This window comes from Mycobacterium sp. IS-1590, from assembly GCF_001500025.1.
Taxonomy (GTDB): Bacteria; Actinomycetota; Actinomycetes; order Mycobacteriales; family Mycobacteriaceae; genus Mycobacterium.
In genome coordinates this window covers 122,215-134,324 of the sequence record NZ_LQIW01000004.1, presented here as the reverse complement: position 1 = coordinate 134,324, position 12,110 = coordinate 122,215, and the positions used below count along the sequence as shown (strand labels likewise).

10 protein-coding genes are annotated in these 12,110 nt (G+C 67.5%); 5 read left to right on the top strand and 5 right to left on the bottom strand.

Features of this window, described 5'->3' with window-relative positions:
• Nucleotides 1-18: 18 nt before the first annotated feature.
• The gene (locus AU197_RS05530; RefSeq protein WP_064401512.1) at nt 19-1,653 is read right to left on the bottom strand and encodes a fatty acyl-AMP ligase; all 1,635 of its coding nucleotides are present in this window, start codon (nt 1,651-1,653) and stop codon (nt 19-21) included.
• A 401-nt stretch (nt 1,654-2,054) separates the two neighbouring features.
• On the bottom strand, nt 2,055-3,029 hold the full coding sequence (locus tag AU197_RS05525; RefSeq protein WP_064401511.1) for a 4-(cytidine 5'-diphospho)-2-C-methyl-D-erythritol kinase: 975 nt from the start codon (nt 3,027-3,029) through the stop codon (nt 2,055-2,057).
• A 79-nt stretch (nt 3,030-3,108) separates the two neighbouring features.
• On the opposite strand from AU197_RS05525, the gene AU197_RS05520 reads away from it, so the two are divergent.
• Nucleotides 3,109-3,906, top strand: a complete 798-nt coding sequence (locus AU197_RS05520; protein ID WP_064401510.1) for a serine/threonine-protein kinase — start codon at nt 3,109-3,111, stop codon at nt 3,904-3,906.
• Here AU197_RS05520 and rsmA read toward each other — a convergent pair.
• From rsmA to AU197_RS05505, 3 genes are all read right to left on the bottom strand, one after another.
• Entirely contained in the window at nt 3,893-4,801 is a 909-nt protein-coding gene (rsmA, locus tag AU197_RS05515) for a 16S rRNA (adenine(1518)-N(6)/adenine(1519)-N(6))-dimethyltransferase RsmA (RefSeq protein WP_064401509.1), read from the bottom strand. The genes AU197_RS05520 and rsmA overlap by 14 nt on opposite strands.
• Entirely contained in the window at nt 4,798-5,925 is a 1,128-nt protein-coding gene (locus tag AU197_RS05510; RefSeq protein ID WP_064401508.1) for a resuscitation-promoting factor, read from the bottom strand. The genes rsmA and AU197_RS05510 overlap by 4 nt, the downstream gene beginning before the upstream one ends.
• Before the next feature lie 90 nt (nt 5,926-6,015).
• Entirely contained in the window at nt 6,016-6,864 is an 849-nt protein-coding gene (locus tag AU197_RS05505) for a TatD family hydrolase (protein WP_064401567.1), read from the bottom strand.
• A gap of 24 nt (nt 6,865-6,888) precedes the next feature.
• On the opposite strand from AU197_RS05505, the gene metG reads away from it, so the two are divergent.
• From metG to sigJ, 4 genes are all read left to right on the top strand, one after another.
• Nucleotides 6,889-8,472: a methionine--tRNA ligase gene (gene metG / locus AU197_RS05500; protein WP_064401507.1), complete on the top strand. Its 1,584-nt coding sequence runs from the start codon at nt 6,889-6,891 to the stop codon at nt 8,470-8,472.
• 7 nt (nt 8,473-8,479) lie between these two features.
• Complete coding sequence (gene gdhA / locus AU197_RS05495; RefSeq protein ID WP_064401506.1) at nt 8,480-9,829, top strand: NADP-specific glutamate dehydrogenase; 1,350 nt, start codon at nt 8,480-8,482, stop codon at nt 9,827-9,829.
• Nucleotides 9,830-9,891: 62 nt separating this feature from the next.
• Entirely contained in the window at nt 9,892-11,097 is a 1,206-nt protein-coding gene (locus AU197_RS05490; protein WP_064401505.1) for an NAD(P)/FAD-dependent oxidoreductase, read from the top strand.
• A complete protein-coding gene (sigJ, locus tag AU197_RS05485; protein ID WP_064401504.1) occupies nt 11,094-11,999 on the top strand; it encodes an RNA polymerase sigma factor SigJ in 906 nt (301 codons plus the stop codon). Before AU197_RS05490 ends, sigJ begins: the two co-directional genes overlap by 4 nt.
• Nucleotides 12,000-12,110: the final 111 nt, after the last annotated feature.

Sequence of the window (12,110 nt, the reverse complement as noted above, 5' to 3'; positions counted from 1 at the left end):
ACAACAGAAAAGAAGTGTCTAGGTGACGAGCGAGACGGAGTTGCTGCGGCGCAGCTTTCCCGACGGCGTCTTCGGGATGGTGCCGGGTCCGAGCACCACGACGTTGCGCGGACGCACGTCGACCTCGCCCACCACCTCGTGGGCCACCTGCTGCTCGATGCGGCGCACCTCGACGGGATCCTGCCAGGCGTTGGATTCCACGGCGACGGCGAACGTCTCCCGCGAGTGACCCGCATCGAGGCGCACGGCGACGGCGCATCCCGGACGGACCCCCTCGACACGGCACGCGGCGCGCTCGATGTCGGTCGGATAGATGTTGCGGCCCGCCATAATGATGACGTCCTTGACGCGGCCGCACACGACGATGTTGCCTTCGTCGGTGATGTAGCCGAGGTCGCCGGTGTCGTACCAGCCGTGCTCGTCCTGCGCGGGGATGAATCCGCCCATGGTGATGTATCCGGGGGTCAGGCATTCGCCGCGAAGCTCGATGACGCCGACGCCGCGCGGCGGCATCACGTTGCCCTGCTCGTCGATGACGCGGGCCTCCAGGTCGCGCAGCAGCGGACCCAGCGAAGCCAGCCGTCGGGTGTTGCCCTTGGTCGCGGGCACGGCGCGGCGCAGCGCGGCCAGCAGATCGGCGTCGACCTCGTCGACCACCAGACCCGCACCGCACGGGGAGAACGACACCGCGAGCGTGGTCTCGGCCATGCCGTACGCGGGCAGGATGGCGTCGGGCTTCAGGCCGAACGGTTTGCCGGCATCCAGCAGGTCCTCGACGTCCGCGGGCTCGACCGGCTCGGCGCCCGAGAGCGCGAACCGCAGCGTCGACAGGTCGAATTCACCCGGTTTGGCCTGCCGGCGCAACCGCTTGGCGAACAGCGCATAGGCGAAGTTCGGCGCCGCGGTCATCGTGCCCTTGTACTTGTCGATGAGCTTGGCCCACAGCAGGGTGTCGCGCAGGAAGTCCATCGGCGTGACTTTGACCAGTTCCGCGCCGAAGTACATCGGGATGGTCAGGAAGCCGACCATGCCCATGTCGTGGAAGCACGGCAGCCAGCTGACCATGACGTCCTTGTCGACGTCGTACTCGGCGCCGATGAACATGGCCTCGGCGTTGGAGTAGATGTTGCGGTGCGTGATCTGGACCGCCTTGGGCGAACCGGTCGAGCCGCTCGTCAATTGCATCAGCGCGAGATCGTCCTCGCCCACGTCGATCGGGTCGATCGGGTCGGAGGCCAAAAGGTCCGACACCGTCAGGACCGTGATGCCCTGCTCCTGCAGCACCGGGATGGCGACCATGAACGGTTCGGAGACGATGACGGCCTTGGCCTCGATCATCCGCACGACGTTCATCGTGTCCTCGGCCCAGACCGCGAGGTCGGTGCGCGGGGTGGGCTGGTGCAGCATGGTCAGGCTGGCGCCGCGCATCCACAGGCCCTGCGCCGTCGGGGCGATCTCCACCGGGAAGCCGGCCAGCACGCCGACCGCGTCGCCGAGGCCGATGCCCGCCTTCTCCAGGCCACCCGCGATGCAGCGTGCGCGCTCGTGCACCTCGCCCCAGGTGTGGCGGACGGGTTCGTACGGTTCACCGGTGACCATGCCCGTCGTCACGGTGCGGGCATTGCGGTACATCTTCTCGGTGAATCGGCTCACAACACCCTCCTCGGTTCCTGGAGCCGCTGCGCCTGCGGCATGGGGCTCAGCGCAAACAACCTCGTCATATGCTCCACGTGATCGCAGACGTGGTCGCGAAGGCGCGCACACGAATCGGGAGCGGTTACGTCTCGAAATGGTGATGCACCGAGGCCGTCGCCATATCCGACGAGGCGCCCACCGAGGTTTCCGGCGGGAGAGAACGTCGTGTCCGATGCATGACAGCTAATCTTCACCATCGGTCATCTTATGCAACTCTTAAGTAGCCGCCAAACTCTCGTGATTATTGAGGTCTGGGTCACACCCGCTTGTGACCAAACCGCAGCCCAGCGCTCAGCCGGGTACCGAAATTCCCGCATTTTTCGTACCGGACTGCGCGCTCGCGGACGAAACCGGTGGTCTCACGCCGACGTCGACGGCGTCGGCACCACCCGCGCGCCCTGGACCGGTCCGCTGGCCACCCGCACGGTGCGGCACACCCCCGCACCCGACAACTGCGCGCCCACGTCGACCGCCTGGCCCGCCGAGGCGCACAGGAATGCACACGTCGGCCCCGACCCCGACACGATGCCCGCCAACGCCCCGGCCTCGGTGCCCGCGCGCAGCGTGCGGCGCAACCCCGGGTCGAGGCTCAGCGCCGCCGGCTGCAGATCGTTGCCGAGCAGCGGGGCGAGTTGGGCCGGATCGCCGGACGCCAGCGCCGCCAGCACCGGTTCGGCGTCGTCGAGTCGCGGTGGCGCCTCGCGGTCCGGGCCGGCCGAGTCGCGTAGCCGGTCGATCTCGGCGAACACCGCGGGCGTCGACAGTCCGCCGTCGGCGAAGGCCAGTACCCAGTGGAACGTCGTGCGTGCCAGCACCGTCGCCAACTCCTCACCGCGCCCGGTGCCCAATGCGGTTCCGCCGTGCAGCGCGAAGGGCACGTCGCTGCCCAGCCGGGCCGCCAGCGCGTGCAGATCGCGCCGCGGCACTCCCAGCTCCCACAGCGTGTTCATCGCGACCAGCACCGCCGCCGCGTCAGCGCTGCCGCCGGCCATGCCACCGGCGACCGGTATGGACTTGTCGATCGAGATCGCCACATCCGGCGCCCGGCCCACGTGTTCGGCCATCAACTCGGCGGCCTGCCACGCGAGGTTGCGCCCGTCGGCGGGCAGCGACTCGGCGCCTTCACCGGACAGCTCCAGCGACAGCATGTCGGCGTTGCTGACCGTGATCTCGTCGAGCAGCGAGACGGCGTGGAACACCGTGGTGAGCTCGTGGTAGCCGTCGTCGCGGCGGTCCCCCACCTCCAGGTACAGGTTGACCTTGCCCGGCACCCGCACGGTGACCGACCCCGTCGGCACCCACTCGGAGGCGGTGTTCCCGTTCCAGCCCGGCACGGCACGACACTATCGAAAGACCCGGTGGCGGGCAGCGGTCTGACAAGGCGCGCGCCGTGGCCGGCACTAGTCTGAGCTCGTGCTGTCCGCCGGCGAACGGTTCGACGACTACGTGGTCGACGAGGCCCTCGGCCACGGTGGATCGGCCACCGTGTACCGGGTGCACGCCGCGAACGACCCGCAGCGGGTGGTCGCCCTGAAGATCCTCGACGAACATGCTCGCGATCGCGAGCATGTGGCGCGGCTGCGGCGTGAGTTCGAGTTCGCCCACCGACTCGACCACCCGCACATCGTCACCGTGTACGAGCGGGGCCCGGCGTGGCTGACGATGCAGTTCGTCTCGGGCGGCGGGGTGCAACGCCTGCCGACGGTGTCCGAGCGTCTCGCCGCCCTCGGCCAGATCGCCGATGCGCTGGACTACATCCACAACCGCGCGATCGTGCACTGCGACGTCAAACCCGCCAACATCCTGGTCGAATCCGACCGGTCGGATGCCGTGCTGATCGACTTCGGGGTTGCGGTCGAGATCACCGACGACATCTGCCGACGCCCGACGCAGGTGGAGGCCTCGCTGCCGTACTCGGCGCCGGAGCTGATCGCGGGTCGGGCGCCGACCGAAGCCACCGATGAATACGCGCTGGCCTGCACGGCGGTCGAACTGATCACCGGGTCACCGCCGTTTCGCGAGGATTCCCGCGTCGGGTTGGTCGAGGCGCACCTGCATCGCCCGCCGCCCCGATTCTCACGTGAGTTCGCCTGGCTGCCACGCGCTTTCGACTCGATCGTGGCCAAAGCCCTGGCGAAGGCGCCCGCGGACCGCTACCCGTCCTGCCGGGAGTTCGTCGCGCTGGTCGTGCGCGCCGTCAGCGGACGCTGATCGAACCCTTGATGTCCTGAACCACCGGCTTGTCGACCTCTCCTGACCGCTGCAGCAGCCGGACGAAGTCGGCGATGGACAGCGTCTCGCCGCGGCGTGACGGATCGATGCTGGCGGCGAGCAGCCTGCGCGCCGACTCGTTGCCCGAACCGGCCCATTCGGCGAACGCGTTGCGCGCTGTCTTGCGCCGTTGCGCGAACGCGATGTCGATGAGCTCGAAGACCTGCTGACGGAAGGTCTCGTCGGTCGGCCACGGCGACGTCTCGTAGCGCTCGATGCCGACCAGGCCCGAGTAAACCCTCGGGATCGGCCAGAACACCGTCGGCGACACCATGCCGTGGCGCCGGACCTTGCCGAAGAAGCGCACCTTGGCGCTGGGCACACCGTAATCCTTGCCGCCGGGTTCGGCCGCGAGCCGCTCGGCCACCTCGGCCTGCACCATCACCATGACGGTGCGGATCGAGGGAAACTCGGCCATCAGATGCAGCAGCGCCGGGACCGCGATGTTGTACGGCAGGTTGGCGACCAGGGCCGTCGGCTCCTCGTCGAGCTCCTCGTGCCGCAACCCGAGGATGTCGCGGTTGAGCACGGTGAGCCTGTTGATCTCGCTGTGCGAATGCTCGGCGATGGTGGTCGGCAGTTGCCGGGCCAGCACGGGGTCGATCTCGACGGCGGTCACCCGCGCGCCGCGGTCGAGTAGGGCCAGCGTCAGCGAGCCCAGACCGGGCCCGACCTCGAGAACGTGGTCGTGCTTGTGCACACCGGACGCCGAAACGATTCGCCGTACGGTGTTGGCGTCATGGACGAAGTTCTGGCCGAACGATTTGCGCGGTCGGAAGTCGATCGCCTTCGCCAGTTGTCGTATCTCGGTCCGCCCGAGTAGTCGAATGGTCAGCGCGCACCAATCCTCCCGCTACAAGTCGGCCACGCGCCCCACCCTTGTCGCGCCCGAGTGACTTCAGCAATCGCGATTTGTTCTTCTCTTGTTGCCAAATCGGCTCTCGCAGCATAGCGCAGACCGCCGTTGCGCTCCCAGGTGTTTTGGTCGAATTGAACGCCGCCGTAATATCCGTTGCCGGTGTTGATCGCCCAGTTACCTCCGGCTTCGCACCGCGCAAGGGCGTCCCAGGTTCCTCCGTTGGACACCGGCGGCACCTCGGTACCGGGTTTGGTGCCCACTCGGACGACGCCCTCACGGGCGGGCGTTACAACGACATTGGCTACTGGCAGCCTGCCGGTCTCCACGCCGTTGAGTTTGGCCACCGCAAAGATCACGTCCTGCGTGCCCGGCATCCCCGGGTCCTCGACGACCTGGCGGCTCTGATTCAGCGTCGGATCCTCGATGCGCTTGAGGGCGGGCGGCAGCGGCACGCGCTCGGCGATCTTGTCGATCCGGTTGCGCGTCACCTCGACGTGCATGCCGTCGGTGACCGGCGCCGACGCGGCGGGAACCACCGCGTCACGCTGCTCGAGCGGAGCACCGGCCTCGGCGAGCAGGCCCGCGACGTTCGGGGCGGCCAGGGTCACACTGCGTGTCGTTCCGCCGTCGTTGATGTGCACCGTCTTGGCGCTGACCACCGGCAGCGACATCCCGGCCAGCGGCACCCGGCTGGCGCGCGAGGCCGCGGCGGGGGCCTTGTCGGTCATCTCCAACTGGGCGAGGGCCTCGTCGACCGTCGACGCGGTGGTCCACACCTGCTTGCTGTCCTCGCCGTCCAGCGAGAGCTGAAGCGGGCGGCTGCGGCGCAGCACGATGGTGTCGGCCTGGTCCACCGGCTGATCGGCGGCCGGGAAGAGGTCGTCACGGTCGCCGACGTCGAAGCCGTTCTCCTCGACCACATCGATCACGCGCGACTTCATGGTCGCCACCGTCATCGACGAGCCGTCCACGGTCAGCGTGACGGTCTTGTGCGCAGCTACCGCGTAGCCGCCGGCGAAGGTGAGTGCGAGCAACGTCGCACCGACCAGCAGACGAAGTAGCGGTGAACGCGCCTCGTGGAGCTTTGTGAAAGTGTTCAAAACGTCGTATATCCCCGACTATCGGACGGAGCGCCGCGTCCTTGCGGTGCTTCGCTTTCGGTCACAGCACGGTAACGGAGAGGCCACGAGTCAGCAACTCGCAAGGCCGTAGGCGCGCTCGGCTGTGGTGGTGGTTTCGCGCGCGACCAGCTCAGCCGGCTTACCGATGATCTCCGCCAACGCCCGCACAGTGTAGGGAAGGCAATACGGCTCGTTGGATGCGCCGCGGTACGGGTGGGGGGTCAGGAACGGGGCATCGGTTTCGACGAGCATTTGCCCGGATGGGATCAGTTGTGCGGCTTCCCGCAGGGCCTTGGCGTTCTTGAAGCTGACGGTGCCCGACAGACTCAGTAGCCAGCCCGCCTCGACACACCGACGCGCCATCTCTGGCCCCGACGAGAAACAGTGGAAGATCACGGTGTCGGGGGCGCCTTCGGCCGCCAGCACGTCGAGGACCTGGTCGTCGGCCTCGCGGTTGTGGATCATCAGCGGTTTACCGGTCCGCTTGGCCAGGTCGATGTGCCAGGCGAACGCTTCCCGTTGGGTGGCGGGTTCCGCGCAGCCCTCCAACTTGCCCGGCCAGTACAGGTCGAGGCCGGTCTCGCCGATCGCGACGACGCGGGGATGGTCGGCCAGCCGCTCGACGACGGTCTTGGCTTCGTCGGTCAGGGCGTCGGCCCGGGTCGGGTGGAGCGCGACCGCGGCGTAGACCCGCTCGTCGGCCTCTGCGGCCTCGGTGACCCAGCGCGCGGAGTCGAGGTCGTCGGCGATGGTGACAACGGCCCGGACGCCGACCGCCGCGGCGCGATCGACGATCGCGGTGACGTCGGCGGCATCCGACGCGCCACACGCGTCGAGATGGGTGTGCGCGTCGATCAGCGGGCTCAGCGGAGCCGGGGCGGGGGGCTGCTCCCTTCTGCCTGAGCGCTTCGCGTTCACCGCCACACCATAAGCTGAGTTGAAATGACTACTGCTGCCCCCGGGGCGCAAGCGCCGAGCCCAGGCGCGCCCTTCTACATCACCACCGCGATCGCCTACCCGAACGGCGATCCGCACGTCGGCCACGCCTACGAGTACATCGCCACCGACGCGATCGCGCGGTTCAAGCGGCTGGACGGGTTCGACGTGCGGTACCTGACCGGCACCGACGTGCACGGCCTGAAGATGGCCGAGGCGGCGAAGGCGCTGGGCATCCCGACCGCCGATCTGGCGCGGCAGAATTCCGATGTGTTCGAGCGTCTGCAGCAGAAGCTGAACATCTCCTTCGACCGGTTCATCCGCACCTCCGACGCCGACCACTACGAGGCGTCCACGGAGATCTGGCGCCGGATGAACGACGCCGGCGACATCTACCTCGACTCCTACCAGGGTTGGTATTCGGTCCGCGACGAACGGTTCTTCACCGACGCCGAGACGAACGTCGGCGCCGACGGGGTGCGGATCGCGGTCGAAACCGGCGCGCCCGTGACGTGGACCGAAGAGCAGACGTATTTCTTTCGGTTGTCGGCCTACACGGACAGGCTGCTGGAGCACTATCGGGCGCATCCGGAGTTCATCGAGCCCGAGGTGCGGCGCAACGAGGTCGTCAGCTTCGTCTCCGGGGGGCTGAGAGACCTGTCGATCTCGCGCACCACATTCGACTGGGGCGTGCCGGTGCCCGACCACCCCGACCACGTCATGTACGTGTGGGTGGACGCACTGACCAACTACCTGACCGGCGTCGGCTTCCCGGACACGTCGTCGGAAGCCTTCAAACGGTACTGGCCCGCCGATCTGCACATGATCGGAAAGGACATCATCCGGTTCCACACCGTCTACTGGCCGGCGTTCTTGATGTCGGCCGGAATCGAATTGCCGCGCAAGGTCTTCGCGCACGGTTTCGTGCTCAACCGCGGCGAGAAGATGAGCAAGTCGGTGGGCAACATCATCGATCCGGTGAACCTCGTCGACGAGTTCGGGCTCGACCAGGTGCGTTACTTCTTCCTGCGCGAGGTGCCGTTCGGTCAGGACGGCAGCTACAGCGAGGAAGCGATCATCGGGCGCATCAACGCCGACCTGGCCAACGAGCTGGGCAACCTGGCGCAGCGCTCGCTGTCGATGGTGGCCAAGAACCTCGACGGAATCGTCCCTGAGCCAGGAGATTTCACCGACGACGACGCAGCGCTGCTGGCATCGGCCGACGAGCTGATCGACCGGGTGCGTGGCCACTACGACGCCATCGCGATGCACCTGGCGCTCGAGGCGATCTGGTCGGTTCTGGGCGCGGCGAACAGATATTTCTCCGCCCAGGAACCATGGGTGCTGCGCAAGTCGGAGTCGGCGCAGGATCAGCGTCGATTCGGAACGGTGCTCTACACCACGCTCGAGGTCGTGCGGATCGCCGCGCTGCTGACGCAGCCCGTGATGCCCGACTCGTCGGCCAAGCTGCTCGACCTGCTCGGGCAGGATCCTGACGACCGAACCTTCGCCGCTGTCAGCACCCGGCTGAAGCCCGGCACCGCCCTACCGGCCCCGGCCGGTGTGTTCCCCCGCTACCAGGCTGAGTGATCGAAAAGTGAACGGACTACACGAGAAACTGCATGACCTCTACGAAGAGGTCGCACGGCGCAACGCAGGCGAGACCGAATTCCACCAATCCGTGTACGAGGTCCTCAACAGCCTCGGACCGGTGGTGGACAAGCACCCCGAATACGTCGACTCCGAGGTCATCCGGCGACTGTGCGAACCCGAACGCCAGATCATCTTTCGGGTGCCGTGGGTCGATGACCGCGGCACCGTGCAGATCAACCGCGGCTTTCGCGTCGAGTTCAACTCCGCCCTGGGACCGTTCAAGGGGGGCCTGCGGTTCCATCCGTCGGTCTATCTCGGAATCGTCAAGTTCCTGGGCTTCGAACAGATCTTCAAGAACTCGCTGACCGGCATGCCGATCGGTGGGGGCAAGGGCGGTGCCGACTTCGACCCCAAGGGCCGCTCCGACAGCGAGATCATGCGGTTCTGCCAGTCGTTCATGACCGAGTTGTACCGCCACCTCGGCGAGTACACCGACGTACCCGCCGGCGACGCCGGCGTGGGCACGCGTGAAATCGGTTACCTCTTCGGGCAATACAAGCGGATCACCAACCGCTACGAGTCCGGCACCCTCACGGGCAAGGGACTGACCTGGGGAGGTTCCCAGGTCCGCACCGAAGCCACCGGTTATGGGACGGTCTTCTTCGTCAACGAGATCCTTCGGGCCAACAACGACACGTTCGAGGGCAAGCGCGCGGTGGTGTCCGGGTCGGGCAACGTGGCGATCTACGCCATCGAGAAGATCCAGGAACTGGGCGGCACCGTGGTCGCGTGTTCCGATTCGAGCGGCTATGTCGTCGATGAGAAGGGCATCGACCTCGACATCCTCAAGGACATCAAGGAGGTACGCCGGGCCCGGATCGCCGACTACGCCGAGATGCGCGGCGGTACAGCTGAATTCGTCGCAGACCGCAACGTGTGGGACGTACCGTGTGAGATTGCGCTGCCGTGCGCGACGCAGAACGAGATCAACGGAGACGAAGCGCTGGCGCTGATCGAGAACGGGTGCCGCGTCGTCGCCGAAGGTGCGAACATGCCGTGCTCCCCCACCGCGGTCAAGCATTTCGCCAATGCGGGTGTGACGTTCGCACCGGGCAAGGCGGCCAACGCCGGCGGCGTCGCCACCAGTGCGCTGGAGATGCAGCAGAACGCCTCGCGCGACTCGTGGACGTTCGCCGAAACCGAGATGCGGCTCGAACAGATCATGCGGCGCATCCACAACCGCTGCCTGGTCACCGCCGAGGAGTACGGACAACCCGGCAACTACGTGGCCGGGGCGAACATCGCGGGGTTCATCCGGGTGGCCGACGCGATGCTCGCGCTGGGCGTCGTCTGACAACCTGATGTGACGCGCGTCACAAACTGTCACGCCCCGCCGCGCGCCGGTGTCTAGAGGGCATGACTGATTTCACCGCACTCACCGACAAAGTCCCCACCACCCGGGTCGTCGTCATCGGCGGCGGTTACTCCGGAATCCTGGCCGCGAACCACCTTCGCGTACGCGACGACGTCGACGTCACGCTGATCAACCCCAGACCGAAGTTCGTCGAACGGATCCGGCTGCACCAGATGGTGGCGGCCGGTTACGACGCCGGGGTCGACTACGGCACGCTGCTCGGCGACGGCATCCGGCTGGTGGTCGACACTGCGGTCCGCATCGACACTCCGGCGCGCACCGTCCATCTGGCTTCCGGTCGCCACGTCGACTACGACTACGTCATCTACGCCGTCGGCAGCACCGGCACGGTGCCGGATGCGATCCCCGGCGCAGCCGAATTCGCCTATCCCATCGCCGAACTCGAGCAGGCACAGCGGCTGCGCACGGCGCTGGAGCAGCTGCATCCCGCCGCGCCCGTCACCGTCGTCGGCGCGGGCCTCACGGGCATCGAGACCGCCGCAGAACTCGCCGAGCAGGGTCGCAACGTGACGTTGGTCTGCGGTGGCCGCCTGGGACCGTCACTGTCGGAGCCCGGACGACGCTCCACCGCCAAGGCGCTGACCAAGCTCGGCGTGACGCTCATGGAACAGGATGCGGTCGCCGAGGTGCGCGCCGACGCGGTCGTCTTCACCGACGGCGCGGTCCGCCCGACCGCACTCACCATCTGGACCGCCGGCTTCGGCGTACCCGAGCTGGCGAGGGCGAGCGGATTGCGCACCGACGACATCGGCCGCCTCATCACCGACGAGACGCTGACCAGTGTGGACGACGAGCGTATCGTCGCCGTCGGTGACTGTGCGGCCCCGTCGAACGAGCCACTGCGGATGTGCTGTGCCACAGCGACGCAGCTCGCCCCGCAGGCGGCGAACACCGTGCTGAGCCGCATCGGGGGCGCCACGCCCGCCGCGTTCGAGTACGCGTACGCCGGGTCCTGCATCAGCCTGGGCCGGCGGACCGCGACGGTGCAGTACACCCGCAAGGACGACACGCCGCTGAACGTCTACTTCGCGGGGCGGCCAGTCGCCACGTTCAAGGAGGCGGTCTGCAAGGGGACGCTGTGGGCGATGCGGCGCTCCGCCCGCAAGCCGGACTGGACGTTCTGGCTCAAGGGCGGTCCGCGTCCCGCTCAGCCGGTTCCCGCGCCGAAGGTGGTCGGCAAGACGTGAACACCACATCGGGCGAGCACGCCGAGCGGTTCACCGTCCTGCGTCCGCTGCTGTTCACGATCGCCTACGAGATCCTGGGCAGCGCAACCGAATCCGACGACGTGCTGCAGGACAGCTATCTCCGCTGGGCCGAGGTCGATCTGAATGCCGTGCGCGACACCAAGTCGTATCTGGCGCAGTTGGTGACCCGCGAGGCGCTCAACGCGCTGCGCGCCAGGTCACGTCGACGCGAAGAGTACGTCGGTCCGTGGCTACCCGAACCGCTGCTGATGGAGTCCCGCGATGCGTCCTCCGATGTCGTGCTGGCCGAATCGGTTTCGATGGCGATGCTGGTTCTGCTCGAGACGCTGACACCCGACGAGCGCGCCGTGTTCGTGCTGCGCGAGGTGTTCGGTTTCGAGTACGACGAGATCGCGGGCGCGGTGGGCAGATCCGCGTCGACCGTGCGCCAGATGGCACACCGCGCCCGCGAACATGTCCACGCGCGGCGCAACCGCTTCGGTCCGGTGGACGAACGACGGACCGAGCAGATCACCGAACAGTTCCTGGCCGCCGCGGCCACCGGTGACATCGAGGGCCTGATGTCGCTGCTGTCGCCCGGCGTCACCTGGACCGCGGACCACGGCGGCAAGGCCACCGCCATCCGCCGGCCGGTCCGCGGTGCGCGCAGGGTGGCCGCGCTCATGGCGCGGCTGTTCGAGGTGGCCAGGCAGACACCGGAGATCCGTTTCGAGACGGCCGTCTACAACAGTGCGCCCGCGGTCGTGGTGTACACCGGCCACCGTCTGGAGGGACTGTTCGTGTTCGAGGTGATCGAGGACAAGATCACGAACCTCTACGCCATGCGTAATCCGGACAAGCTGGCGGGCATCACGATCCCCCGCAGCATCAGCCGCCAGTGACCTCTGCCACATTCGCCGCGGAGATGTCACACTGCGCAGATGCCCGGTGTCTCGAGGTCAGACCGGCTCTGAACCGAACCGCCACCCCGGCGGCCGCGGCAGACCGGATGA

Excerpts from the sequence above, each read along its gene's own strand:
- metG (WP_064401507.1), top strand. The coding sequence starts at position 6,889 with ATGACTACTGCTGCCCCCGGGGCGCAAGCGCCGAGCCCAGGCGCGCCC.
- AU197_RS05490 (WP_064401505.1), top strand. The coding sequence starts at position 9,892 with ATGACTGATTTCACCGCACTCACCGACAAAGTCCCCACCACCCGGGTC.